Annotated in this window: 18 protein-coding genes and 3 pseudogenes; 13 read left to right on the top strand and 8 right to left on the bottom strand. The window is 57.4% G+C overall.

The window, feature by feature from the left end:
• Positions 1 to 137: 137 nt before the first annotated feature.
• Genes M0639_RS34725 through M0639_RS34715 form a run of 3 tightly spaced genes read right to left on the bottom strand, consistent with a single transcriptional unit; the run spans position 138 to position 3,027 of the window.
• Entirely contained in the window at positions 138 to 1,172 is a 1,035-nt protein-coding gene (locus M0639_RS34725; protein ID WP_064075519.1) for a hypothetical protein, read from the bottom strand.
• Complete coding sequence (locus tag M0639_RS34720) at positions 1,169 to 2,371, bottom strand: sensor histidine kinase (RefSeq protein ID WP_082893312.1); 1,203 nt, start codon at positions 2,369 to 2,371, stop codon at positions 1,169 to 1,171. The genes M0639_RS34725 and M0639_RS34720 overlap by 4 nt, the downstream gene beginning before the upstream one ends.
• Positions 2,368 to 3,027, bottom strand: coding sequence for a response regulator transcription factor (locus M0639_RS34715; protein ID WP_064075518.1), 660 nt, complete (start codon positions 3,025 to 3,027; stop codon positions 2,368 to 2,370). Before M0639_RS34715 ends, M0639_RS34720 begins: the two co-directional genes overlap by 4 nt.
• 467 nt (positions 3,028 to 3,494) lie before the next feature.
• On the opposite strand from M0639_RS34715, the gene M0639_RS34710 reads away from it, so the two are divergent.
• Genes M0639_RS34710 through M0639_RS34700 form a run of 3 tightly spaced genes read left to right on the top strand, consistent with a single transcriptional unit; the run spans position 3,495 to position 5,211 of the window.
• Positions 3,495 to 3,716 (top strand): hypothetical protein, encoded by a 222-nt coding sequence (locus M0639_RS34710; protein WP_064075517.1) that lies wholly within the window; start codon positions 3,495 to 3,497, stop codon positions 3,714 to 3,716.
• Positions 3,713 to 4,621: a Fic/DOC family protein gene (locus tag M0639_RS34705; RefSeq protein WP_064075516.1), complete on the top strand. Its 909-nt coding sequence runs from the start codon at positions 3,713 to 3,715 to the stop codon at positions 4,619 to 4,621. Before M0639_RS34710 ends, M0639_RS34705 begins: the two co-directional genes overlap by 4 nt.
• A complete protein-coding gene (locus M0639_RS34700) occupies positions 4,618 to 5,211 on the top strand; it encodes a recombinase family protein (protein ID WP_064075515.1) in 594 nt (197 codons plus the stop codon). Before M0639_RS34705 ends, M0639_RS34700 begins: the two co-directional genes overlap by 4 nt.
• Before the next feature lie 86 nt (positions 5,212 to 5,297).
• On the opposite strand, the gene M0639_RS34695 is transcribed toward M0639_RS34700, so the two are convergent.
• A complete protein-coding gene (locus M0639_RS34695) occupies positions 5,298 to 5,573 on the bottom strand; it encodes a recombinase family protein (RefSeq protein WP_428481026.1) in 276 nt (91 codons plus the stop codon).
• Positions 5,574 to 5,724: 151 nt separating this feature from the next.
• On the opposite strand from M0639_RS34695, the gene istA reads away from it, so the two are divergent.
• Both istA and istB read left to right on the top strand, forming a co-directional pair.
• The gene (istA, locus tag M0639_RS34690) at positions 5,725 to 7,266 is read left to right on the top strand and encodes an IS21-like element IS1415 family transposase (RefSeq protein ID WP_030538069.1); all 1,542 of its coding nucleotides are present in this window, start codon (positions 5,725 to 5,727) and stop codon (positions 7,264 to 7,266) included.
• Positions 7,266 to 8,057 (top strand): IS21-like element IS1415 family helper ATPase IstB, encoded by a 792-nt coding sequence (gene istB / locus M0639_RS34685; protein ID WP_003944771.1) that lies wholly within the window; start codon positions 7,266 to 7,268, stop codon positions 8,055 to 8,057. Before istA ends, istB begins: the two co-directional genes overlap by 1 nt.
• Before the next feature lie 137 nt (positions 8,058 to 8,194).
• On the opposite strand, the pseudogene M0639_RS34680 reads toward istB, so the two are convergent.
• Positions 8,195 to 8,416 (bottom strand): annotated as a pseudogene (locus M0639_RS34680) (recombinase family protein); the annotation flags it as partial.
• Positions 8,417 to 9,475: 1,059 nt separating this feature from the next.
• Positions 9,476 to 9,625 (bottom strand): annotated as a pseudogene (locus tag M0639_RS34675) (ferredoxin); the annotation flags it as partial.
• 1,031 nt (positions 9,626 to 10,656) lie between these two features.
• Between M0639_RS34675 and M0639_RS34670 the strand changes: the two are divergent.
• Entirely contained in the window at positions 10,657 to 11,766 is a 1,110-nt protein-coding gene (locus M0639_RS34670) for a glycosyltransferase (RefSeq protein WP_064074552.1), read from the top strand.
• Between the two features lie 268 nt (positions 11,767 to 12,034).
• Here the strand turns inward: M0639_RS34670 and M0639_RS34665 are convergent.
• Positions 12,035 to 12,240: pseudogene (locus M0639_RS34665) on the bottom strand (IS256 family transposase); the annotation flags it as partial.
• Positions 12,241 to 12,752: 512 nt separating this feature from the next.
• Between M0639_RS34665 and M0639_RS34660 the strand changes: the two are divergent.
• The 4 genes from M0639_RS34660 to M0639_RS34645 all read left to right on the top strand — a co-directional run bounded on the left by M0639_RS34660 (position 12,753) and on the right by M0639_RS34645 (position 20,101).
• Positions 12,753 to 14,993 carry a glycosyltransferase family 4 protein gene (locus M0639_RS34660; protein WP_064074554.1) on the top strand — a complete coding sequence of 747 codons (2,241 nt, stop codon included), beginning with the start codon at positions 12,753 to 12,755 and terminating at the stop codon, positions 14,991 to 14,993.
• A 342-nt stretch (positions 14,994 to 15,335) separates the two neighbouring features.
• Entirely contained in the window at positions 15,336 to 15,830 is a 495-nt protein-coding gene (locus M0639_RS34655) for a hypothetical protein (protein WP_156525041.1), read from the top strand.
• A gap of 929 nt (positions 15,831 to 16,759) precedes the next feature.
• On the top strand, positions 16,760 to 17,908 hold the full coding sequence (rffA, locus tag M0639_RS34650; protein WP_064074555.1) for a dTDP-4-amino-4,6-dideoxygalactose transaminase: 1,149 nt from the start codon (positions 16,760 to 16,762) through the stop codon (positions 17,906 to 17,908).
• Positions 17,909 to 18,616: 708 nt separating this feature from the next.
• A complete protein-coding gene (locus M0639_RS34645; protein WP_197486176.1) occupies positions 18,617 to 20,101 on the top strand; it encodes a glycosyltransferase family 4 protein in 1,485 nt (494 codons plus the stop codon).
• A gap of 376 nt (positions 20,102 to 20,477) precedes the next feature.
• Here the strand turns inward: M0639_RS34645 and M0639_RS34640 are convergent, their stop codons facing one another.
• On the bottom strand, positions 20,478 to 22,604 hold the full coding sequence (locus M0639_RS34640) for a glycosyltransferase (protein ID WP_082893199.1): 2,127 nt from the start codon (positions 22,602 to 22,604) through the stop codon (positions 20,478 to 20,480).
• A 276-nt stretch (positions 22,605 to 22,880) separates the two neighbouring features.
• Between M0639_RS34640 and M0639_RS35055 the strand changes: the two genes are divergently transcribed.
• The 3 genes from M0639_RS35055 (at position 22,881) to M0639_RS34625 (ending at position 25,709) form a co-directional block, all read left to right on the top strand.
• Positions 22,881 to 23,579, top strand: coding sequence for an acyltransferase (locus M0639_RS35055; protein WP_197486177.1), 699 nt, complete (start codon positions 22,881 to 22,883; stop codon positions 23,577 to 23,579).
• Between the two features lie 88 nt (positions 23,580 to 23,667).
• Positions 23,668 to 24,507: an ABC transporter permease gene (locus M0639_RS34630; protein ID WP_228232805.1), complete on the top strand. Its 840-nt coding sequence runs from the start codon at positions 23,668 to 23,670 to the stop codon at positions 24,505 to 24,507.
• Positions 24,504 to 25,709 carry an ABC transporter ATP-binding protein gene (locus tag M0639_RS34625; RefSeq protein WP_064074561.1) on the top strand — a complete coding sequence of 402 codons (1,206 nt, stop codon included), beginning with the start codon at positions 24,504 to 24,506 and terminating at the stop codon, positions 25,707 to 25,709. The genes M0639_RS34630 and M0639_RS34625 overlap by 4 nt, the downstream gene beginning before the upstream one ends.
• Positions 25,710 to 25,746 lie beyond the last annotated feature (37 nt).

Genomic DNA, 25,746 nt, shown 5'->3' with positions numbered 1-25,746 from the left:
GTGAAGTGTGCAGCGCGTGCGTACCAGCTGAAACCGACCAGTCGATCCACCTGGAACGGGTCAAAAGTAGTCGAATGGATCGATGGCGCACAGACCCCAAAAATGGTGGCACAGCCACTATAAGCAAGCCGACCTGATCAGATACGTGGGGCGAGCGGTTGACCGTCCGGGTCGTATTCGAGTCGGACGATGTCGTCGCGGGTGCTGTGGACGATGGTGGCGAGGACGTCTCGGCCGGGTGGGAGGATCCGGATCGTGAGTGTCCCGGATCGTGCCCGGGTGAGTGCGTCCACGGCGGCGGTGATGACGCGGTCGCGTATTTCGTCGGGTGCGGTGTCGAGGGCGTGGTCGTCGAGCAGGACGACCTCGACGCCGCGTGTGCGGGCAGAACGCGCTTCGGCGGCGATGTGTGGGACGGCCAGAGTCGGGGCTCGTAACGTGTCCCGGAGGTGAGCTTCGAGGAGTTGGCAGTCGAGGCGTTCCTGGCCGGTCAGTGGGTCGGCGTCGGTGATGCGTTCGAGGAGGGGTCGGGCGAGGTCGTCCAGGCGTGTGAGTTGGGCGTCGCGTTCGTCGAGGACAGCGGTGTCGGCTGCTTCGGCGGCGATGCGCAGCGTCGTCTCCTGGCGGAGGGCGAAGATCTCGCGTGCGGCGGGCCGGATGGTCCAGGCGAAGAAGGTCGCCATCAATAGCGGTGCGAGGTTGATCGCGGACATCGACAGCCCGTAGGCGGCGCTTTGACCGGTCCGCGCTGCCCAGAGCATGCAGCTGGCCAGGACGGCAGCCATACCTATCCACGCCCACACGGTGCGGCCTCGGACACACATGTAGGTGTAGATCGCCGTCGATGCGGCCAGTGGCCACAACTGCAGGAGCCCGTCGATCGGGACGGGGACGACGACAAAGATCAGATTGACCGCGATCGGCCCGGACAGCGTCAGGTATGCGGCGGCCGGAGCCGCAAGCGGATCGCCCGGAACCCCGATGAGGCCCACTGCGCCGATACTGACGACGATCCAGGCTGCGAACTCGAACCATCCACCTCCGGGGGGATTCGTGGACCAGGCGACCAGAGCGAACGTCGCCACGTACGCGGTGACCACGGTTTTCGCTGCGATGGTGCGCAGACCGAGCAACTCTCGAACATCGTGAACATCGTTGTCGTCGTGAGTCATTCGGATTCCCACCCCAGGTGTACTGTCGTGCCGACGCCGGGGCGGGTGTCCACGTGTGCCGATCCGCCGGGGACGGCGCGCATGCGGCCGAGAATGCTGACGGTGATGCCGAGTCGGTGCGGTGCGACGTCGGAGGCGACGAAGCCGGACCCGTTGTCAGCGACCTCGATTCGGACGCCGGTGCCGGTCACTGCCGCTGTGACCGTTCGTAGAGCTTCGGATCCGGCGTGCAGGCGAGAGTTGCGCAGGGCCTCCGACAGTGCCGACCCCAGTGCGCGAACACAATCGGCAGGCAGGAACGGCAACGACGCGGCAGCGGTGTCGATGACCTCGAATCTGGCCTGGGCGTCAGCGTCGGTGGCCGCGGTCCTCAGGTGGACAAGTGCGTGTTCGAGTGAGAACGGTTGTGCTGGTTCGCTTCCGATACGGAGATCGTCGAGTTCCGCCAGCGTTGTTTCGGAGAGGTCGCGGAGAAGAGAATGCGGCTGACCATGTGAGGCAGCCAGAAGTGTCGAGAGCACGCTGTCATGGATGAGCGCGTCGAAACGTTCACGCTCGACGATACGAGCACGTTGGGCGGCGGCGTCAGCTGCCGCGGCGTATGTCTCGTCGGTGGTGGCATCGAGCACCCGCCCGGTGCGTAGTGCCATCGCGGCGCCGCCGACGAACAAGGTGCAGAACATGATCGCGAAGGCGATCTCCGGGACCAACATCCCTGATTGCGCGCCGTCGCGGGCTACGAGGTTGATCAGCTGTACACCCGTGCACCCGATCACCAGGTGAACGAATGCGACCGGTGTCGACCAGACAAGTACAGCGGCGAGGCTTGCCAGACCGGGGAACGCGGCGAGCCACACGCCATCACTGGCGGGGAGGTCCGGTCCGTTCCACGCCGCCGGCCAGGTGGCCACCGCGATAAGAAACACCGTCGCCGCTAAGGCAGCGGAGGCGCGCATCGCCTGCGTATCGGTTCGAAACGACAGCGCGCCGGGGATGAGTCCGGACCCGAACACGACAACGACCATGGTCGGCGTCCACCACGGGTCCATACGGGGAGCGAGCTCGGTGATCGATGGCCACAAGATCACCAGGTATGCGACGTATCCGATGCTTGTGAAGCGCGCGAACATTCGCAAGATCCGGTCAGTGTCTTCCGTCCGTACGGCCTTCTGGTCAGGGCGAAGCGACTGATGGGTCATCGGATCGGATGCTCCGGCACAGGTAGCCAGCCGTCTTCAAGGGCGCGCTTGTAGAGGTCTGTTTTCGTTCGTGCCGGTCGTCCGGCGTCGGCGTATTTGATGCGGATACGTGCGAGGTAGTCGTTGACCGTATTCGGAGTGAGTCCGGTCATCCGCGCTACGCGATCGGCTTTCTCTCCGGAGGCGTACAAGGTGAGGACGTCTTGTTGCCGTGGGCTGAGCCCGACGTCGGACAGGTCGGGATCGCCGTCGATGGCGGCGGCCCATTCGGTGGTCGCTACAGAGTGGCCGGCGGCGGCAGCGGCGATGGCTTCGATGATCTCCTCGGTCGGCGCCGACTTGCGGACAATACCCAGCACACCTGCCTTCGCTGCCAACCTGACCAGATACGGGTTTTCGGCACCGGTGAACACCAACGCTTCCAGTCCTGCCGCCCGCAGTCGGTCGACATTCGCAGTCGGGGAGGAACCATCCGCCAACCTCAGATCGAGCAGAACGAAATCCAATGGAATCTGCTGATTCAGCAGGTCTGTGACCGTGGCGGCCGAGGCAGCCATTACCAAATCGGGCTGTCCAGAGAGCATCGCTTGGACTCCCAGTACTACCGCGGAGTGATCTTCGACCACACCAATCCGTTTCATGCCGGTCTCTGTCATCGCATCAGCCGTCCTCTATCGAGAGCGCTGAACCGATTTCAGCTACCCGCGTGCATTATCGATATTTCAGCACATCGGTACCTCGTTGGTGTTCGCTAACCAGGCATACGGTCTTCCTGGATCGCCTTCGAGGTCTGTGCAAGCAGTGCGGCAGAAGACAAACGAATGTCAAGTGCCCACGATCAGCGTGTGGATGGCACGCACCTCAGTGAGGCTCCGAGTACGCGCCTCCATGCTTGATTCGGGCACATGCTGACGACTCGAAATCTGCCGGAACACGTCGACCGAAATTCATGACCGAAACTAGATCGACCGAAAGAGGCGAGTGGACCGTTTTCGGTCGGTTCGATAGCATCACTCTCAACGCAGAACGACTAACACGCCTCCGGTGGCTCCGATAGAGGGTCGGCGGCACCGAAACCGCAGAAACGCGTACAGCCGCACAACGAGGACCAGGGGAGCAGACCATGACGAAACGAGACGAGATTCCGCGTAAACCCACCCGCATCCTGACCGCGGGCGAGATTGAACGGGAAGTAGCAGGCATCCGGGCCGGTCTCGAAATGGGCGGAGTCCCCTTCACTGCCGAAGCCGAAACAGCTGCTCGATCGGTACTCGCCGGGGACCTGACGGGAGACGAGGCGATCGAGCTCGCGCATGCCGCGATACGCCGGCGGCACGGACTGTGACCGATACTTACCACTACCCGGGTACGCAAGTACTCCGAAACAGGTTCGGCTACAGAGACCCTCAGATTCTCGCCGAGGTAGAAGGCGCGATCGCTGCTGCCCGAATGGCCGAGCTGGCAGCGAACCCGATCGATGGGCACTTCGACTTCGCGCACCTGCAAGCGATCCACCGCCACCTACTCGGTGACCTCTACGAATGGGCCGGTGACATCCGCACCATCGACACCGCACCAGGCGATCTCGGAATCCTCCACGACCCACCCGCCGCCATCCCCGGCGAACTCGATCGAGTGTTCACCGACATCAACAGCGGCGTCTACGTCAATCACCACAGCCACGAAGCGTTCGTCCAGGATCTCGCCGGCCACTGGGGAGACCTGACCAGCGTCCATCCGTTTGTCGACGGAAACTCCCGCACCCAAAGGGTTTTCTTCGACCAGCTCGCACGCGACGTCGGATGGGTGATCGAGTGGCGTGAGCTCAGCGTCGACGCCGTCCAAGCTGCCCGAAACTTCGCCTACGTCGACGGTGGAACCATCCTCGCCGACGTCTTGCGCCCCGCGATCAAACCTGTCACCGAAGTTCCCGCGGATTCGATCGCCACAGCACCCCGCGGCAGCGCCATGACCTTCCCCGAGCACTGGCAGGCCATGATCGAGCACTACGACACCATGCCCGAACAGACCTATACCTGGGCGAGCCAGATCAAATCCGAAGCACCTCAAGATTACCCGCAGTCGATCGAGATTCGGCCAACTCGCAAGCCGGCCGTTCCGGGACGGGAACTTGCAGACCTCGACACCACCAAGTTTCACACCCACTGGAGTCCCGAGGTCGACCACCAGCTCATGAACAGTCGCACCATCCCACAAGACGGCAGCAGAGAAGAAGGACCGAGACTGTGAGCATCATCGGATACGCACGCGTCTCCACCCTCGAGCAAAACCCCGAACTGCAAGAACATGCACTCCGACAAGCCGGCGCGATCCGCATCTTCACCGACTACGAATCCGGCTCCAAAACGCAGCGCCCCCAGCTCACCGAATGCCTGAATTACCTCCGCGAGAACGACGGCGACGTCCTCGTTGTCTGGAAACTCGATCGCCTCGGACGATCCGTTCGCCACGTCATCGACACCGTCCATAACCTCGGCGAACGCGGCATCGCGTTCCGTTCCCTCACCGAAGGATTCGACACCACCATCGCAGGCGGCGAATTCCTCTTCCACATCATGGCCGCCCTCGCTCAAATGGAACGCCGCATGATTGTCGAACGCACCCACGCCGGCCTCGAAGCTGCTCGCCGCCAAGGCCGACACGGCGGCCGGCCCACCGTCATGACCCCCGAACGCACCGAACTCGCCCGCACGATGCGTGAACAAGGGAGGAGTCTCGACGCCATCGCCTCGACACTCGGCGTCGGCCGGTCTTCCGTCAGTCGTGCGCTTACAATGGAATTCGTCCAGTCTGTGGCTCCCCCCATTCACGGTGCATGACCGGGAATCGTGAGTTCACTATTTTGAGGTTCATCGCAAGAGGGGTCGATACGGCGGATGATCCATCCGCCTGAAGGTGCTCGTATCTATTTGAAGTGCCGATAGAGGGTGGTTCGTCCGACGCCGATGATTTCGGCGATGTCGGTGAGATGCATCCCGTTTTCCCGCATCTGTTGTGCCTGTGCGAGTTTCGTCGGCGTCATCTTCGAGGGGCGGCCACCAGTGCGGCCGTGCGCTCGGGCGGCGGCGAGGCCGACCTGAGTGCGTTCGCGGATGAGGTTGCGTTCGAATTCTGCGAGGGCGCCGAAGATAGAAAAGATCAGTTTTCCGCCGGAGGTGGTGGTGTCGATGGATTCGGTCAACGATTTGAAGCCGACACCTGTCGACGGCCATCGTAAGCTCCCCACTGGCGGCCATTTATGGCGCATTTTGTGGCCATGGTTTCTCCCCGCGTACGGCCAGATAGTTCCCCACCTGCTGTGAGTCAGATTCGGTCCCGGCAACGCTGGGTGGATGAAATCGAGCAGGGAGATCATGGAAATTTTGGAGGCGTACGACCTCACGGGTAGTTATCGGGCGGCGGCGGAGCTGGCTGGGTGTGATCACCACACGGTGGCCCGGTATGTGCAGATGCGCGCTGCGGGGCAGCCGCCGGACCGCCGGCGGCATCGAGCGCGGGCGATCGACGACTTTCTGCCGAAGATCGAGGAGTTGGTGGTCCGCTCGCAGGGCAAGGTCCGCGCGGATGTCATCCACGAACGGATCGTCGCGCTGGGGTTCACCGGCGGTGAGCGGACCACGCGCCGGACGGTCGCGGAGGCGAAGGCCCAGTTTCGGGCTGGTCGGCGGCGAGTGTATCGGCCGTGGGTAACCGAACCTGGGCTGTGGTTACAGTACGACTTCGGTGACGGGCCAACGATTTCCGGCCGGAAGACGACGTTGTTCTGCGCATGGTTGGCGTGGTCGCGATTTCGGGTGGTGATCCCGATCTGGGACAAGACATTGCCGACGGTGGCGGCGTGTTTGGATGCGACATTCCGCCGCTTGGGCGGGGTTCCGGTCTATGTCCTCACCGACAACGAGAAGACCGCGACGATCGATCACGTGGCCGGGATCGCGGTCCGCAATCCGGAGATCGTGGAGGTGGCACGGCATTACGGCACGACGCTGCGGACGTGTTTACCTGCTGATCCGGAGTCGAAGGGAGGAAGTGAGGCGACGGTGCGGATCGCCAAAGCCGACCTGTTGCCGAAGGAGGTGAACCTGCGCGAGCAGTATCACTCTTTCGGTGAGCTCGAGTCGGCTTGCCGGCAGTTCTGCACCGACGTCAACACCCGCGTCCACAGCTCTACTCGGCGGCGGCCGGTCGAGCGGCTGGCCGAAGAGTTGCAGCGGCTGCATCCGCTGCCGAAATCTCCGTTCACCGCGGTGTTCGGCACTACCCGGCGGGTGAACTGGGAGTCGACGATCTCGGTGGAAGGGGTGCGGTATTCGGTGCCGCACACGTTGATCGACACTCGGGTCTGGGCCCGCTTCCATGGTGAGGAGCTGATCGTGACCGCCGTCGACAATGATGGCGGTGCAGTCGAAGTCGCGCGGCACCGCCGCGGCCAACCCGGTTCACCGGTCCTCGACAACGACCACTACCCACCCCGCCCAGACCGCGACGCCGCCGACCGGGTGCCCAAGCCTCGTACCGCCGCCGAGCTCGCCTTCCTACAGTTGGGCCAGGGTGCCAACAGCTGGCTGGTCGAGGCTGCCGCCGCGGGAGCGCGCCGCATCAGGGCGAAGATGGCCGAGGCCGTGGACCTTTCGAAGCTGCACTCCCCGGACGCAGTCGACAGAGCGTTGGGGACGGCGGCGATGACCGGCCGGTTCGCCGATCGGGACCTGATCTCGATCCTCGACTACCAAGTCACCCACGAACACGCTGATCCGGTCCGTCGCAGCGAGAACCACACTCTGCAACCGGGCACCGCCGCCTGGTCCACCTTCGGCCAGACACCAGCGCCGGCCAGCCCAGCCACTACTGACGATGAAAGCGATGACGCCTGATGAGCACCCCTTTGCGCACTGTTACCAGCGCTAACGGCGACCCGTTGGCCGAGGCGATCGACCTGACTAAACGCCTGAAACTGCCCCATATCCGCAGGTCCTTGAGCGATATCATCCCGACCGCGAAAGCCCAACGCTGGGACCCCGCCGAAGTCGTGCGGGTTCTCCTCGCTGAGGAAGCCGCCGGCCGGGACCGGGCGAACCTGCACACTCGCCGCAAACGCGCGGGTTTCCCTACCGGCAAGACCTTCGGCGACTGGGACGAAACGAAATCGTCGATTCCCCGCGCCACCCAGGACGCGCTCCGCACCCTGGAGTGGGTCGGGCGGCGTGAATGTTTCTGCGTCTGTGGGCCTTCGGGAACTGGCAAGTCTCACTTCACCGAGGCACTCGGGCAGGCCGCAGTCGAAGCTGGGCTGGCGGTGTCTTGGTTCACCATCGAAGACCTCGGTGCCCTGGTCCGCCGGCACCGTGCCGACGACTCCATCGCCCGAGCCCTGACGAGGATCATCCGCTCCGACCTGATCATCGTCGACGACATCGGTCTGCTCCCGGTCTCTGAAGACGCCGCCGAAGGATTCTATCGCCTCGTCGACGCTGCCTACGAACGCCGAGCGATTGCCGTCTCGAGCAACCTGCACCCCTCCGGCTTCGACGAGATCATGCCCAAAACATTGGCCACCGCCACCGTTGACCGGCTCCTGCACCATGCGCACGTCGTCGTCACCGACGGCGACTCCTTCCGCCTCACCGAAGCCACCACCGGCAAGGGGGTGAAGCCCTTCAGCTAACCCAAATCAGAAAGCGGGTGGGGAAAAACAACTGGCCGCCACCGGGGAGAACCCGTGGCCACCAGCGGGGAGAACTACTGGCCGCCTACGGGGAGAACTTCGTGGCCATTGACAGACACCGCGGGTGGCGAGATCTTCACTGTCTGCAGCAGATGTGGGAGTGAGCGACCCAACCGGTCCAGGCGCCACACCACCAAGGTGTCCCCGTCGCGAAGATGAGAAAGAAGGTCGGTTAGTTGCGGGCGGGTGGTGGTTGCACCGGACGCGGTTTCGGTCCAGACCTTGAAACAACCGGCAGCGCTCAGGGCGTCGCTCTGCGCATCGAGCGTCTGATCGGTAGTCGAGACCCTCGCATAGCCCTGTGACTCCCGGAATTACGTGGCTCTTTTCGTCGGCGAACGGGATGCCCCAGCCGTTGGCCGTGGACTCGGTGGAGGTCGCAGGGCACGTGAGTGCGGGGCCGTCGGAGGAATCGAGTGAACCTGTGGGTGCTGCGCCGGCGAAAGCCACGCAGGACCCGATGTCAGCAGGGCGGGTTCGTCGCGGTCTTGTGAAATCAAAACATCGCCGGGAATGGTCAGGCCGAGATCGAGAGCTGCCCGGGCGTAGGCGCCACCGAACACCAGCTTCCGGTGCGCTGCTCCCCGAAACTCGATCCGTTCAAAGCCGTGATCGACGCCATGCTCACCGCAGATGTCGACGCGCCATGTTCAGCGTTGGGCAGCCATGATCGCCACAATTCTGTTCCCTGTGTTTGTTCTGTCTTCTCGCGTCAACAAGGCCGCGGAAGACACCTCAGCGTGGTAGTCCCTGTGGAACCGGCGCCGGACCAGCGGTGCGAGCCATGTCTTGACTACGAAATGCGGTCCCTCCCAAGACCAGAGCGCCTGATCTGGGTCCGTCACCTGCCGTAAAACGATACGAGGCCGTCCCTGACCGTGAAAAATTCGAGGCCTGCATCAGACACGGGGTTGCTATTAACCGCTGGATTCAACTCAGACTGACGCGCAGGGGGCCGGTTTGGGGACAGGTTCAGTCACTGATCGGTTAACAAAATCTAACAACATGTCCCGTTCTTTGAGTGCGGCTTCCAGTGCATCGAGGAGGTCTACCAGCACGTCATCTCCGTAGATCTGCGCATTCTTTAGGAGGTGGGCACGTCCGAGGGGACTTAGGTCGGTCATGCTGGCTGCTCCTGGTGTCGAGTTGTTCAGCCAGTTTATTGTCTGCATTCTCGCGCTATGCGTCAGGGTGGGGTTTGCGGGGTGTGAAACGAGTATGGCCGATTTCGACGCTGTCCACATAACACGCTCGGCGTATAGAATCCCTTGATTACCGATGTTCATCGGAGAGTGAACCCGTACCGTCGGCGCATCGCTTCGAGTTCTTCTACGTCTACGTCCACGTCCGTGAAGGTGGACGTACAGTCCTTCGATCGGTTCTCCGGTCTCGTAGGAGATCACCTGTCCGCGGTTGCCTGGTACGACTCCGTGTTTGTCGAGTGGGACGCCGTCGATCCCTTTGGTGATGAATCCGGTGGCGCAGATCGCGGAGTTCGCGTGGAAGGTTGACGGTGGGTCGAATAAGTATGGCAGTCGAGGAGAGAGTGCAGCCGGACGTGCCCGTCCGTGAAGCGTCAGTGGTTTTGTTCTTAACTGAGCGCGGGATGTTGCCTATTTCTATCGAGTCGCGCATTCACTGAGTCAGGCTGTGGCACGGGCAGTCTGGGCAAATTTTCGGGTGTCTGGGGTGCCAATGTGATTGAGGGTGGGCTTACATATCATCAACCCGGCTCGACAGCGTACTGGTAGCAACTGCTGAAACGCCCTTCGAGAGACTGGCCTCGGCCGCACGGTAGTTCATACGCAAGACTTTGCGGTGTGCTCGGTGGAGGGTGACCTTCGGTGTAGTCCGGAATGGAGATCCTTATCGGGATATCTTTACTCACCAGTAGGCAATGTGTCAGGGGCGTCGCGGCTCAGCGGGGTTGGCACTGAAACGTCATTTTCTCACAAGAGGGACGAAAGTCACATTTTCACTTCATGGTCAAATCAGGGTTCTTAGCCAAGTGATCGCTGTGCGGATTGCGCGCGAGTTTCCTATGAATTCGCTGGTAGTGGTTATTTCTAGCAGTTGTGACGGTTGGTTCTGCACGGCAGTACTGCACTTTCGGATCTTAAACCTCCAAATCGGACAATTTTCGCGCTGGTTTTTTCAATTGGAACGACGTAGCGTCCATCGGTGCAATCAATCAGCTAGTTGAGTAGTGAAGTACACGGTGAGTGAAGTGCAGGGCCTGGTTTCGGACTGGGCAAGCCCGAACTCGGTTCTGCGGGGCGGGTAGATCCCGCGGAGGGAAGTCATGTCGTAACACAAGGGCCTGTGGGCTGGTGCCTGGACGGGGCTAGGGACCACGCAGGCGCTCGGCCGGCAACATCTCAGGGCTTGAATCATGTCTTCGCAAGCGAGTTGCAGGCTCGGTTCCGGATGCAATTGCGATCAGGAATTTCACGCTATCTGCATTTTCGTGCGAATCCAGGAGCAATCGACTATGCCAATTCATGCGCGAGCGCATACTCAGGAATCAAGAGGAAATTGGATGACCAGGTCAGTGGCGATTATCGGCAGCAGAGGCTATCCGAGCTATTATGGCGGTTTTGAAACGCTGGTTCGGCGTCTTTCTCCCTATCTGGCCGACTGTGGTTGGGACGTGACCGTCTACGGACGTGACGGGACAACGGATCTGACTGGGAGTGAGCATGATCCGCGGGTGCGATCCGTCACAACGGTCGGTATCGAGACCAGGACATTGAGCACCCTGTCTTACGGACTAAGTTCGGTAGCGCATGCCGCGTGGAAGCGCCCAGATGTAGCTTTCGTAATGAACGTGGCAAACGGATATTGGCTACCCTTGCTCAAGGCACGCCGCATTCCAACTTTGGTGAATGTCGACGGTATCGAATGGGAACGGGCGAAATGGAGCAGGCAGGCCAAGGCGGTATTCCGTGCAGGTGCTTCATTGACCGCACGTTTCGGCGATCAATTAGTATACGATTCTCAAGCGCTCGGGGAGAGATGGCAGGCAGAATTCAAACGAGACGGAGTGTTCATTCCCTACGGCGGTACAATCCCCGAGAAGTCAGCTCCGCGCAATGAACTCGAATCAGGGTCGTATGCACTGATGGTTGCGAGATTTGTTCCGGAGAATTCCATCGAGGAGTTCTTTGCTGCTGCGGAATTACTAAGTCATCGTTGGACTGTGGTCATTGTGGGCTCGTCCGGATATGGCGGCGAATTCGACAATCGAGCTGAGTCACTCTCAGCCAGGTCTGATCGGATCCACTGGCTCGGTCATATCAATGACGATAAGTTTCTATTTTCGTTGTTCGAACACGCGGGGGTGTACTTCCATGGGCACAGCGTCGGTGGGACCAACCCCGCGTTAGTTCAGGCGATGGCCTGCGGTGCGCCAGTAGTGGCGCGAGACACGGCGTTCAACCGTGAGGTGCTCGGGGAGGCTGGACTATTCGTCGAGCCCGAGTCTTCAGCCATTGCAAGACAATTGGAGATAGTGCTTTCCGACAAGGCGCTCCAGGCGAATCTGCGGGCGAAAGTGTTGCAGCGTCAGGGTGCTGCCTACACCTGGGAGGGTGTATGTGCCACCTATGAGAAAACTCTGCGTGCTATGTCCCGGGGCGACGGTGATTGAGTGTTGCTCGTTCGATCAGTGTCGGATCGATTCGGCTTCGACTACACGTGTTGCCGGCTCCGGGGTATCCGTCACTGATCAGGAGTCGTGTTCGTCTCGACGTGTGATGCCGTGATCAATAGTGGAGTTATTGGCGACGATACCTTGAGCGTGGTCTCGACTTACGGCGATGTCTAGCCGAGCAAGACGGAAGGAGATGTTGTCAATTCCTGTGGAGTGAGTTTTCAAGCAGCTCCTATCCGGCGCTTGCAGGCTCGGTCGCCCCGGCGCCGAAGAGGTCGCGTTCTTGGAAGGCCTTCGCCCCGTCTGCCGCTGCGTCGTCAACCGGGTGATCGAGGCCGCCGACAGACCGGCGCCGGATCCGAGGAACTGCTCGGGCCGGTCCGAAGTCGTTGGTGGTCGGGCCGTGCAGATATAGCAATGGAAGTACTCGTTCATTTGTGGTGACTTGCGTACCCAGGCCGGCGGCAAGGCCACTCCCGAGTCCGGCCAACCACGAATGGCTGCTGAACGGGTGGGAGCGTTGTCACACAAGAACTTAACCAGAACGCGGTGTGTGGTGTGCGCCGGGTGAACATTCTCGAAGTGTGGACGTTGGCGACCACGGTGGATAAGTGGTTGGGCAGGAGATCAACGGGTTCGTGCGCGGACAGGGATACAACAGGTTTGGTCAAGAACCGCGAAATGCGCGGCACGCGAGTTCGTTATCGCGAGAATTCGGCTCGGCGGTTACGCTTACGTCACCCACATACAACGGGTCCCCGCAGATCAGTTTTCATACTGTTGCCTGAACAAAAGTCGAAGAGCCATAGTATCGCGCGGATGCCAGCCGAATTATTTCGCAAGAGGGAAGTTCGGGTCCGTAGGTGCGCCGCATGATCAGTGCTCGTAGATCGGCGAAGGCGTTGCAGGTCATATGCGGTGCCCGAACCTTTGATTGTGTTGCCGATACGGCACCCCTCGGACGATAAGTTATCGTTCCGCACATGGCTCAAGATATCGAGGCAAGGATTCTGCGACGGGTTTCCAATCGTGTCGGACAGGAGATGGAGCGACTGAGGGCCGGGACGCGGAGATTCGGTCGTCAAATCTCGGCGTCCGCGTCCATTCTGGGGTATTGGGAACTCGATGCGGTCGAGGAGTCGGAGATATCGACGCACGCGGGTATTTTGAGTATCTCCGGCTGGGCCGCCTCCGAGGATGAAAGCGTAGACGTCGCCGTGCGCCTCAGCGGGAAGTTGCTTGCACTTGCAGTCCCGATCTTGTACCGCTCCGACGTAGCTGAGGCTGTTGGAGACTTCGCGGCAAGGAGTGGTTGGTCGTTCGATCTGGAGGTGTCTCCGTCCTGGGCCGGTGAGGTCCTCGAGGTCGTCGCAGTCACGGCGAGCTGCCGACGTTCCTTCGGGCGACGGTCAATCCGTGTTCTATCCACAGAGGATTCGGGCGACCAGTGTGAATCAGACATGGTTGCAATCGATGACGGTGATGATTTATTGGTGTCGGGGGTTGTCGAGGATGTTGCGGTAAGGGATGGCAGCGTCGACGAACATGGCAGCGTCGACGAACCCTGCTCCGGAGCGGTGATTGCGGGACCGGTCGTTGAGGACGTCGTTGTGGTGGATGGCGGTGATTTATTGGTATCGGGGGTTGTCGAGGATGTTGCGGTAACGGATGGCAGCGTCGACGAACCCTGCTCCGGAGCGGTGATAGCGGGACCGGTCGTTCAGGTCAACGGCTGGGTGGTGATCGACGGACAGGCCGCCGACTTCATCGAAATCTGTATCGACGAACAACCGCCGATTCGGGCCCGCCGGTGCGATCTTCGCCCCGATCTCGTGGACGCCGTGGTGGCTCAGGATTTCGGTGCTGGATATTACGAGTTGGTGCCGATACGGAGGACTGCTGCGACCGACCAGATCACGTTGAAAGTGCGCGCGGTCGGGCGGTCGGGGAGGATCTGGAACTCGACGCCGGTCACCTTCACAGTTGTACAACCGGCACAGCCGGCGGAGTTGCCGAAAGCCGCCTTCGCCCGTGACTTCGAGGTGCCGGTACGTGAACCCTCGGTGAGGCCGCGGATCTGCATTTTTACCCATTCGTTGAGTATCGGCGGCGCAGAGCTCTACCTGGAAGAACTGCTGCTTCGCCTGACTGCTGCCGGTGTCGCGGACTTCATGGTGATCTGCCCCGAGGACGGTGTCATGAGGACCGCTCTGGAGGAAGTGGGCATTGCGGTGCACATTGGTTCGGATCCACCTGCCGATGCGCGCCGATACGTCGATCGCGTCGCCGAGCTGAGCAGTGTGCTGCTGGCGTGGCGTTGTGACGTCGTTATGGTCAACACCATGGGGCAGTTCATCGGGGTCGAGGCCGCGTCGGCGCTCGGTCTGCCGTCCGTATGGGTGATTCACGAGTCATTCGGCATCGACGTGTTCAACCGCCTCTTGTGGGGAGATCGCCGAGCAGAGATGCCGGAAGAAGTCGTGGAACGACTTCGTGTCGCGCTGACAACGGCTAATGCTGTGATCTTCGAATCGGAAGCGACGCGTGAGATGCTTCAGCAGATGGAACCGGCTGCAAGGACACGCTGCATCCGTTACGGAATCGAGCTGGACAAGATTACGCAATACGAGCAGACACATGACCGGGATGCGATTCGTCGAGCGTTCGGCTTCTCTCCGGCCGACCGTGTTCTTCTCTGCATAGGCACCCTCACCGAACGTAAAGCCCAAATCCCGCTCGTGAATGAATTCGCTACCGTTCTCGACGAATTCCCGAACGCGAAACTCGTTCTGGTGGGCTATGTTCCGACGGCCTACGGTGTCGCAGTCAAGCGACGTGTCGTTGAACTCGGGATAGAAGATTCCGTGCAGGTTATCGACGTCGATCCGGATCACTACCGGTGGTACGCATGTGCTGATATTCTGGTTAATGCATCAGATAGCGAATCGCTTCCACGCTCATTCCTCGAGGGCATGGCTTTCGGCCTTCCCATACTTGCCACCGACATTTTCGGTACGGCCGAGGTTGTCTCGGACAGTTCCACTGGCTGGCTGTTCGAACCGCGTTGCGGATCGCAACTCAGGGAAGGACTGCGTCGTGCGCTGGAGTGCAGCGAGACGGAACTCTCGGAAATGTCCGCACAAAGCCGCGGCGCGTCACGCAGTTTCGACGGGCAAGGCTACGCCGCGGAATACAAGGATCTTTTTCTGGAACTCGTGCGCTGATGACGTCCGGTGTTCAGTCACTGTCAGGTAGAGGCGCTGCCGGGGATCGTCGAAAAGGCCGTCGACAGTCACGAGTAGAAACTCAAGGATCCACAGTGCAGGCTGCAGGAATAGTCGAAAACTGGTGAAGGTAAACAGTAGTCAACCCAGCCTGACCCGTTCAGATGCCTCAATGGGTGCCAAGACGGAAAAGCGATGTAGTAGTGACAAGCTTCGGACTCGGCTGCACCGTGGCGAGGCCACCATCCACTTTCATCGCCTGGCAGTAGTCGAATTCCGTCCAAGTCGAAGAAAGGTTCATAGATCCTGTGTCTGGCTTCCTCAATTCTCAAAGGGATATTAGTGGATAAATCACTGCTACGTTTCAAATCATTCTGTGAAGAGGTGCTGTCAATCTGCGACGAGGTAGGTGTCACACCTATTATCTATGGTAGTCTTGCCGTCCGTCATTACACCGGGGATGAAAGTATTCCTGTGAACGATTTGGATTTTCTTGTGCCAGATGCATGCCTCGGGAGTGTGTTGGCAATACTCAACGACAGGGAAATCGAGCACAGCTTCGATTCTGAGTGGCGTTCCCTAATTCTACTCAAGGGAGGTTCGAAGATAGAATTGGATTCTATCGAGTTGTATCACCCTGGCGAACATCATTTCGACTGCTTCGATTTCTTTGGTTTGTCGCTGAAAGTCATCGGCCTCACCGCTCTTAAGGCCGTATACGACGAAGCCGCTTTTAATGATCCGGAAAATCCTAGTTACAAGAAGAAATGCGACATTCTTCGTGACGTGCCTGAATCGCATTTAGGTGTTGTTGACGGCCCACCAGCGGCTGGCTGACAGAGTAGGTGTCGTCGCTACAGCGGCGCGTGACTCATGAATCGCTTTGCTCCTTCGGGATGTACTTGCCGGGTTGTCCACTGTGTTGTGGCGGAGACGCCGGCCCAGTCTTGCTTCGGTGGCTTAATTAGAAGCCTGCCCGACCTCGTTGTCGCGAGGTTGTGGCCCCTTACAGGCCTGCCTCCAAGTGCTTGGCATGACCCTCATCAGGTGACCGGAACTTGTCAAGGCGGTTGAGTCCAATAGGTGTTGAGCGGTTGCGGTTTCGGAGTCCTCTGCAGACTTGGATTCGGCGGCCGGTCGGAGATTTAGACGCTGTCGGGTAGATTAAGAAATTTCGGCGCAGCTGTGGTGCCCAAACGGTGAGGGTGTTGCTCGCGAGCTGCAACGAGGACACTTCTGCAGTCAGCGGCATTTCCGGGGCGAGTCCGAAGTGAACATCGGCGGGAGTGTGCAAGCAGATCCCGGTACGCCGATGCTCGTGGTTACAAGTCAGTGAAGCGATCTGTGAATTCCCTTGCAGCAACTAGTGATCCAAACCGGAAGAGCCCCTTTTTTGGTCGAGCGCGGGTATTTCGCAATTCCCATTCTCGCACCGAGGACCAGCCCGTCCACTTCAATCCCGCGTCAGCAACGTCCATACCCACAACAGCTAGTTCGTGATTGAACTGGAATCGAACGGCCCAGCGTCTGCTCCACCGCACACGCAGTGATAACGTGCACGCAATCGCTGTGGCTACCCGGTGTTGTCAAATTGGGACTGTTATCCGGGTGTTGATGTAGTTTTTTCGGCCTTAGGTGCCAATGCGACAGGTGCAACGTGCGAATGCTCGGTCACAGAGGTAACTCGACCCGCGATGCCCCGCCGGGCAGTCCATCGAAGTCCTGTGGTGTACCTGTACTGATCATCCCGATTGGAGTGCTGACGAATGCAGTATGAAACTACGATTCCGTTCAGCAGGCCGTATCGCACGAAGGAGTCATTGGCGAACATTGAGGCAGTACTGCTCTCCGATCATGCCCACGGAGACGGCCCCTTCACTGCCGCAGCTACCGCCAAGCTCAAGTTGATAACAGGGGCGCCGCATATGCTGTTGACGACGTCATGCACACATGCCCTCGAATTGGCTGGCTTGTTACTTGACCTCGGCGTCGGGGACGAAGTAATTATCCCCAGCTTCACGTTTCCCTCCGCAGCAGATTCTGTGGCCTTACGCGGCGCAACTTGTGTATTCGTGGACATTGATACTTCCACAGGAAATATCGACCCCGACTCGGTCGTCGCGGCGATCACTTCTCGAACCAATGCGATTTACGTCATGCACTATGGGGGTGTTGCAGCCGATATGGAGACTTTACTCTCCCTGTCCGAGCAATACGGACTTCCTATAGTCGAAGACAATGCGCACGGACTTGGAGGCACTTGGCGAGGTAGGAAGTTAGGCACACTGGGAGTGATGGGCACTCTGAGCTTCCATGACACCAAGAACATTCATTGTGGTGAGGGCGGAGCCATTCTGATCAGCGACCAGGCGTTGATGTCGCGTGCGGAGATGATCCGGGAGAAGGGCACCGACCGAGCCAGATTCCTGCGTGGATCGGTGGACAAGTACACCTGGCAGGACCTTGGATCGAGCTACCTTCCAAGTGAATTCAATGCGGCGGTGCTCAGTTCCCAACTTGATGAATTCGATATCATCCAATCCAGAAGGCGCTACGTTTGGGATGCATATTCTCGCGCGCTTCCTGAATGGGCTACTGCGAACCGCGTGCAATTGATGTCGGTTCCTGCCGATCGTGAACATACAGGGCATCTGTTCTACATGCTGACTGCGACCGAACAGGACCGTGATGACTTGATCAGCCACCTCCATGCACTGGGAATTTCAGCACCGTTCCACTACCTTCCACTCGATACGAGCCCCGCCGGTTATAAATTTGGTCGCACACCGACCCCCTGCGTCAGAAGCATGGACTTCTCGTCTCGCCTGATTCGATTGCCACTCTGGGCGAGTATGGACGACTCACATATCGATCGGGTGGTTCGGGGCGTCACAGGCTTTCGCGCCAGCGTCTGACTGCCGCAATATTGTCCATTTGGTCGAAACGACTCTCTACGAGAACGAACTCGAAGTAACAAACGAAAACCAATGTGCCTCACAGCCCGCGTTCCTCCAGCGCCGCAAGACCGTCTACCAGCCCCTGATGAACCGAACCGAACGCATAGTGGCTGCATCCGACATCGCCTGAGTCGTTCGATGGGGGTGTTTGCGCAGTCGGCCGGACTCTGCCACGAAATACCATCGCCCATGGCAAGAGGCACGACTCTGTGGCCGACCCAACCCTGTGGCCACACGGATTCTGCTGGGGATCTCAGCTATCTCCTCGCAGTATCCTTCAGCGTCGTCATAACCGACCACGTGATAGTTCAGTTACGCCAAATCTAAGCTATGTTACGTGACATGAAAAGCTATACCACAGCATTCAATGGGCGAGTTCGTCGTACGTTTAAGGCTAGATCCTCTCGAATGTTGAACGGAGCGCGGAGCTTCTCTCTGAGACGGATCTTGCAACGCTCAGCAAACACCGAAAACGTGAGCGGTAACCTTGACTTTCCTCGCCAGGGGGACGTGGTCAGCCAGAATGTTGTCAGGGTTGCAGGGTGGGCGATGATCGGACAACGAGCTGCCGACGTTGTGCTAATCCAGATTGACAACGAGAAACCGATACGAGCGCGTCGGTGCGAGCCTCGCCACGATGTGGTTGCTGCGAAGGTCCAAGACGTTATGTTTGACGTTGGAGCTGGATTCAGCGAGACAATTGCATTGCCGGCAGGAAAAGCAGATCACAAGGTCTCGATTTCCGTGCGAGCAGTTGCTGCAGACGGTACCGCGTGGCGGTCGAATCGTGTTGTCGTGACCGTTGCCGCGCAAGTACCCGTGCCGGCGTTGCCTTCCGCTGCCAGTTTCGGGGATCTGAGTCGTTCAGCTCCGGAGCTTACGGTGGATAGGCCGCGCGTGTGTGTATTTGCCCACTCCCTGAACATCGGCGGCGGCGAGCTGTATCTGCAGGAGCTGCTGCTGAGGATGGCGGCCGACGAGGTCGCCGATTTCTTGGTGATCTGCCCACGCGACGGCGTATTGCGAGCGGAGCTCGAATCTGCAGACATCGAGGTCCACATAGGATCGGAAACCCCGTCAGACGCGCGCAGATACGTCGACCGCCGCGCTGAGCTTTCCGCGTTGTTGCTCGCTTGGAAATGTGATGTGGTTATTTCTAATACCCTCGGTGAGTTCATCGGCGCCGACGCGGCTATCCAGATTGGAATTCCAGTCGCTTGGGTCATCCACGAGTCATTTCAGTTAGACGTCTTCAATACACACCTGTGGGGTGGCCATCTTAAGAAACCTGACCAGAATGTGGTCGGAAGACTGCGAACGACTCTTCTCAATACTAATGTGAACATATTCGTAGCCGAAGCTACGGAGAACATGTTTCGCGACATGTTGCCACAACTTCGTACCCGCTGCATTCGATACGGTATCGACCTCCCAGTGATTAAAAGTTACGAGGCCGAACACTCCAAGTCGACAATTCGAGAGGGATTGGGATTCGAGGAATCGGATTTCATTCTGCTCTGCATGGGAATAGTTCAGGAACGGAAGTCGCAGTTCGCCCTTGTGTATGAATTCGCCGCAGTCGTCGAAAACTATCCTAATGCAAAACTGGTCATCGTCGGCAACCATCCTAGCCCATACGGCGATTCAGTCATCCGAGCGGTCAACGATCTTGGGATAAGTTCGTCAGTGCGTATCGTTGATATCGATTCAAATACGTATCGCTGGTTTCGTGCCGCGGATGTGCTAGTGAGTGCATCCGATGTCGAATCCCTTCCGAGATCAATCCTCGAAGCAATGACGTTTGGGGTTCCAGTTCTCGCTGCGGACGTATTTGGTGTATCGGAAGTGGTGTCAGATGGAGAAACTGGCTGGCTTTTCGAGTCTAGGAATGCGCAAGATTTACGTTTGGGGCTGATACGCGTGCTTGAAACTACAGCTAGTGAACTGGCAGTAATGTCACTAACATGCCGGCAAGTCAGTGCGAAAAATTTCGATGGACAGAACTACGCCGACGAATTTTCGAAACTGATTTCCGATTTATCGTCGAATCCAAAGGTTATCGAATCTATAGAAAGATCCGGTTGGTCTGCGGGTCAACGTAAATCTTCCTTCGTGGACGGAACGAATATCGCCTTGGAATATCCTGCGTGATTCGTTCTCCACATTGGGAGTTTCCATCGTAATAATCCAACATATGTCGGTGTGAGATTAACTTTCGCGATATGGGAAGTAACCGAGTTAGCTCCATATCCCTTGTCGATGATAGGCGCGCGTGCGCACTCGAATAGACATCAGCATGGAGAATTGCCAAGACAAAAATGGTAGATGCCTCGGGAACATCGGTTTCCGAGGCATCTACCGCTTTCTCGATGATCATCGAGCGATGGAGGTGGCGCGGTTTGGCTTGGTGCCTATCGCGACAAGCGGACAGCTGAAGGCGAGTACGGGGCAGCCGTTGTTAAGGCACTTGGGAACGAAAAAGGCCACGCGACACACATGGGCACGGCGTTCTGTTGACGTTCTGTACTCAGCGGGATATCAGTCGAGAGCGTCGATACAAATCTCGTGCCCGGAGGTACTGATTGGGAAAGCGAGCTTTGAACTTCATCAGGTACCTTGCCCTCACCACGATGACAGCATGGTTAAGAACTCGACTGAGGGGCCGGGTTTGTTCCGCAGTCGCATAGTCCTGAACCTTAGCGAGGTAGGTCCATCGTTCTCTGAGCTTTGCGTCGTCGATCTCAGTTGCGGCAAGTTCGGTGATGATCTGCACGACATCTCGGTTGTAGTCACTCAAGGTACGGCCGACAGCGTGGGGGTCTGACTCAAACTCTGATAGTGCAGTACTCACCGCGGTGGTTATTTCACTGAGCTCGTTGAAATAGCCGATAGGAATGATGGATTCGTATAGTTTGCAAATCTCTTCCGAAGCTTCGGTACGTTGAACTACGAGAGGTTTTCGATGTTTAGCTGCTTCCGCGATGGGAAGACCAAACCCCTCGTAGGCGGAGGGAAAGAATATAAATTGAGCGTTCTCGAGCAGTTCATCGACGGCGCGGTCGGACAGGCCGCCACTCCCGACGAAATGTACCTTTGTGTTTCCAGTCTTTATACCGTCTAGCTTCGTGGGTCCTATGACAACAATTTCCTCGACACACTTCGACAGGTGTGGCAGCGTCTCGCGGACCAACTTGTGATCGAAATCGTTTCCGAAAACGAGGGCATAGCGACCAATTGAAATAAGTGCGCGCACCGTGGTGGGTATGTCAGATGATGATGCGCCAGTGAAAGTATGATTTTCGGGATACCCTTGATATACCGTAACAAATTTTCCTGGACGTTCCGTCTCTGCGCAGCCAAAATAGTCGCCAAAATCATCACGAGAGAAATCGCTGATGGAGATGACTCTGTCGGAAAAGGTAACTGCATCATCGAGGATTGTCCGATACTGGTAATCCTGAGATAGAAGATGATTGCTTCTTATTGCAATAATATCCAGATGGGAGAACGCAATTCTCAGGCAATATTTATTCATTATATGCAATGTTTCGGCATGAAATATCTGACTGGGGCAATATCCGACATCGAAAAGTTCATCAATGTCATGACTTTTTATGAGGCGAATTCCATATGTATCTAGATGGTGAAACTTTGCACTTTCAGATCCAGCGACCACCGTGAATTCGATGTCAAGTAAACTGGAGGACTGGTCACGGATGTACGACAGTAGACTGAGGGCGTTTCGTGACGTTCCATTGTAGGTATTAGAAAGGTGATGAAGGTTGATCAAAACTTTGGTGGGGCCGCTAGTTCCTGCGATGACGTCGGCAAATCGGTCGACTGGATCGATATAAGAGTCAAAATATTTGCGAACAAATTCATTATAGTATGGATATCGCTTGGTCATGATGAGCTCATTAGTTGTCTGCAATGCACTTTTTTGTTCGGCTGTGAAACTTTTAGTTTCCAGATGTGCTACGAACGCGCGGTTCGCCATGACGGAAGAGTAGCCGTACTTGTTGATTCGTAGGCAAAAGTCGTTCTCTTCGCTGTATCCGTGTCCGTAAATTTCGTCGAACAAATTGAAATTCTTTATTAGAGTACGCCGTATTAGCATGCAAAATCCCGGGGTGACCGGAACTATGCTGAATCTGGGAAGTCTCCCACTTAAGGAAGTATGTAAGTCTCGGGCGTAGTCAATATCTCTTTCCAGGATTTCGCTGTTCTTGAAGTTCAGTGGAATTGAGGCAATAGTTGCATTGTTGCTACGTGGGCACACGGTCCCGTGCCGGGATGACAATGCGAGTACTGTGGCCATTTCTTCGATAAATCCCGGCGTTGTAATCGTATCACTGTTGAGTAGGAGGATATCATTATCGGTGGTATCGAGTTCGTATGCGGCTCGATTACATGTTTTGACGAATCCAATATTGGCTTCATTTCGAAAATATCGGAAATTGGGTAGACCTGATATTTTTTCGAGTATAGCTGATTCTAGAAAGTCGGCGTTTGGTCCAACGTCATTGACGAGGATCACCTGATGTAGTGATGTAACGTTGAGCAGCAATGAGTCGATACATTGGGCCAAAGAGTCCCAATCTCCATAGACCGGAACCACAACAGTTACGGCGTTGGGTGGCATACTCTTCTTCATAGGGAGCCTTCTCACTTAGGCTGTGAACCGGGTGCGATTCACTCGACGATCGCAAAGACTAGTGCATGAACTGCCGTTCTCGTTCTCCGGCCTGGACGACGCGGACGATACACGCGTTTAGATTGATGCTCGCTAGGTCGGCACGGGCGGTCTCGCCATGAATTAGACGGTCGTGTTTACTGTCGGATGTCCGCAGTGCGCGACGAATCGGATCGATTCGAGCGGAGGCAGCCAGCATTCTGCACTCGGACTCTACCTGTTGTGAGGAGAAGCCCGATGCTCACTGTTGATGACCGGGGCGAGCGGAACACGGTTGCTGTGGATGGGCGTTCGCGGGACTCGCTGAACGGGACCGTGATTTTTCGTGGTAACGACAACCACATATCTGTCGGCCCCGGTTGTACGAGTGCGGGTATGTACCTGGACTTGGGTTCCGAGAGTTCGGTTCGGATCAACGCCCGCACGGTGCTGAACGACATCTTCGTCTTCACCGAACGAGACGGCCATTTCACCGTCGGGTCGGACAGTGGTTTCAACGGGTCGACACGAATTCTGATGCATGAACCCGGTCGCGTGGATATGGGATCTGGAGTACTTTTCGCTGGCCAGATCGACGTCTCGATCAGCGATATGCACTCGATTATCGATGTCGAGACATCGGAGAGAATAAACCCTGCTAAGGACATCGAGATCGGTAACCGGGTCTGGATAGGACAGCGTTCGATGGTGCTCAAGGGGGCGCGTATCGGCGATGGATCGGTCGTAGGGGCGATGTCGTTGGTTCGCGGGACGCTGCCCGGTAACTGTGTCTGCGCAGGTGTGCCGGCCAAAGTTTTGCGTTCGGGGGCGACATGGCGCTTCGATTTGGTTCCGTCAATGGAGAACCGGTCGAGCGGCGCTGCGGGTCCACCGGTGCGTTCGGATTCGGTACTGACGCGGCTTCGTTCGGCCGCTCGTATCATGCGTGAGGGCTGAACGTCCGATCGGATGTTCGGTTGTCAGATATACTCAAATTTTTCACTACCGTGCTCAGGTGAATTCTGGCCGGAACCGAAGGAGACACTTGCGGTTTTCCATGGTGAGGGAGCTGCGTGATTCACGGGAGCTTCTTCTCAACCTGACTCGACGAGAAATCAAAGCCAAGTACAAGGGGACTGCCTTCGGCCAACTCTGGTCGCTGGCCAACCCTCTGATGGCCATGGCAATTTACACGGTCGTCTTTTCCTACATCATCAAGATCACCCCTGATCCCGGAGACCCTAGTGGCATCGATGTTTTTGCTTTGTGGCTGCTGTGCGCGCTCCTGCCTTGGACATTTTTCACCAATGTGGTTAACGGGGGGATGGTCTCACTCGTCGGTAACGCGAACCTCATTCAGAAGGTCCATTTCTCGCGCGTATCACTGGTGATCGCGAACTCGCTTTCCTCGGCTTTCACTTGGTTGATCGAGATGGCAGTACTGATTGTCGCGCTGGTATTGGTGGGATCGAAGGTCTTGATTTGGCTTCCCTGCCTCTTCGTGGTAATGATCTTGCTCTGGCTGTTTGCAACAGGAATCTCGATGATTGCCTCGATTGCGAATGTGTACTTCCGTGACACTCAACATTTTGTGAACATACTTTTTCAGCTTTGGTTCTATTTAACGCCGATAGTATATCCTGCTGCATTAGTTGTTGAGCAATCCGACAAAATTGGCCCCCTTGTGGCTGGCGTTACTTTGGCGGATATCTACAACTTGAACCCGATCGGGCAATTTTTGGAGGTGATTCGCAATCTCATTTATGACAATCGGATGCCTGAAACTGCGAATTTGATTGCTTGTGTCAGTTGGTCCGTCGGAGCTTTCGTCGTTGGCAGCCTCGTCTTCCAGCGGCACGTGAAGGGATTGGCTGAAGCGCTATGAGCGAGTATGCAATAAACATCGAAGATATATCGAAGAAATTTCGAATATATCACGAGCGTAATCAGACATTGAAAACTGCCGTCATGCGTCGACGGATATCAGTTCACGATGACTTCTGGGCGCTCAAAGACATTTCCTTCGAGATTCCGAGCGGATCGACCTTTGCGCTGGTTGGTAACAACGGGTCCGGAAAGTCAACGCTTCTCAAATGCATCGCACAAATATTGTATCCAACAAAAGGATCTATCAAAACATCGGGCCGACTGGCTGCGCTTCTTGAAGTAGGATCAGGATTTCATCCCGAATTGACTGGTCGCGAAAATGTGTACCTCAACGGGTCGATACTCGGAATGAAGAAGGCTGAAATCGATCGAAAGTTTGACGAAATCGTAGATTTCTCCGGAGTTGAGGAATTTATCGATCAACCGGTAAAGAACTATTCCAGCGGAATGTACGTCCGTCTCGGATTTTCGGTTGCCATCACCGTTGAACCAGAAATACTCGTTGTAGATGAAGTATTAGCTGTTGGTGATGCAGCTTTTCAGGAGAAGTGTACCGCAAAATTCGCTCAAATACGCCACGAAGGTCGCACGGTAGTGGTAGTCGCACATTCGATCGCGGCACTAAGGAATATGTCCGACCACGCGGCTTGGCTCGAACACGGCGAGGTGAAGGCTGTCGGCCCCGCCAGTTCAGTACTCGCGCAGTATTTCGACTCGACGCGGACAGACCTCGGCCGAGACGCGCAAGGTAGAATCCGCTACGGATCGGGTGAAGCACGGTTGGAAGCAGTGGAGGTCGTCGGTTACGGCGAAACATCTGATCTGATGCAGGTGGTTGCCGGCGCGCCGATCGAATTTCGTATCCACTACACCGCCAGCGAGAGAATCGATAATCCAGTCTTCGCTCTCACGATCGAGACTGTGGATGGGATTCTGCTCTGGGACACCAATACTCGTGACTCGGACTTTCCGATCCCGGCTATCGACGGGGGCGGAGTGTTGAATTTCATGATTCCGTCCTTGCCTCTGACTTCTGGGGAGTTCGTCGTACATGCGGCGGTGTCAGACCAGAGCACACAACACGTATTCGATCACGTTAGAGGAGCCGTGCGTTTGCTCGTAGAAAGAGGAAGCTACGGCGTCGAACGGAGCGGATACTTGGCTCTCGGCGGCCGCTGGAACACTACAGACACGATCTGATTATGCCAAATATCTGTCACGAGACGCGCGCCGGTGA

The organism is Rhodococcus qingshengii JCM 15477 (genome assembly GCF_023221595.1).
In the GTDB taxonomy this organism is placed as follows: Bacteria; Actinomycetota; Actinomycetes; order Mycobacteriales; family Mycobacteriaceae; genus Rhodococcus_F; species Rhodococcus_F qingshengii.
The sequence above is the reverse complement of the archived record's forward strand: the minus strand, read 5'-3'. Positions and strand labels throughout refer to the sequence as shown.

What these genes read in the sequence shown, in the direction of transcription:
- istA (WP_030538069.1), top strand. Translation starts at nt 5,725, where the DNA reads ATGAAATCGAGCAGGGAGATCATGGAAATTTTGGAGGCGTACGACCTC.
- M0639_RS34625 (WP_064074561.1), top strand. Translation starts at nt 24,504, where the DNA reads ATGAGCGAGTATGCAATAAACATCGAAGATATATCGAAGAAATTTCGA.
- M0639_RS34645 (WP_197486176.1), top strand. Translation starts at nt 18,617, where the DNA reads ATGTTTGACGTTGGAGCTGGATTCAGCGAGACAATTGCATTGCCGGCA.
- M0639_RS34720 (WP_082893312.1), bottom strand. Translation starts at nt 2,371, where the DNA reads ATGACCCATCAGTCGCTTCGCCCTGACCAGAAGGCCGTACGGACGGAA.
- M0639_RS34660 (WP_064074554.1), top strand. Translation starts at nt 12,753, where the DNA reads ATGGCTCAAGATATCGAGGCAAGGATTCTGCGACGGGTTTCCAATCGT.
- M0639_RS34715 (WP_064075518.1), bottom strand. Translation starts at nt 3,027, where the DNA reads ATGACAGAGACCGGCATGAAACGGATTGGTGTGGTCGAAGATCACTCC.
- rffA (WP_064074555.1), top strand. Translation starts at nt 16,760, where the DNA reads ATGCAGTATGAAACTACGATTCCGTTCAGCAGGCCGTATCGCACGAAG.
- M0639_RS35055 (WP_197486177.1), top strand. Translation starts at nt 22,881, where the DNA reads ATGCTCACTGTTGATGACCGGGGCGAGCGGAACACGGTTGCTGTGGAT.
- M0639_RS34640 (WP_082893199.1), bottom strand. Translation starts at nt 22,604, where the DNA reads ATGAAGAAGAGTATGCCACCCAACGCCGTAACTGTTGTGGTTCCGGTC.
- M0639_RS34725 (WP_064075519.1), bottom strand. Translation starts at nt 1,172, where the DNA reads ATGACTCACGACGACAACGATGTTCACGATGTTCGAGAGTTGCTCGGT.
- M0639_RS34710 (WP_064075517.1), top strand. Translation starts at nt 3,495, where the DNA reads ATGACGAAACGAGACGAGATTCCGCGTAAACCCACCCGCATCCTGACC.
- M0639_RS34670 (WP_064074552.1), top strand. Translation starts at nt 10,657, where the DNA reads ATGACCAGGTCAGTGGCGATTATCGGCAGCAGAGGCTATCCGAGCTAT.
- istB (WP_003944771.1), top strand. Translation starts at nt 7,266, where the DNA reads ATGAGCACCCCTTTGCGCACTGTTACCAGCGCTAACGGCGACCCGTTG.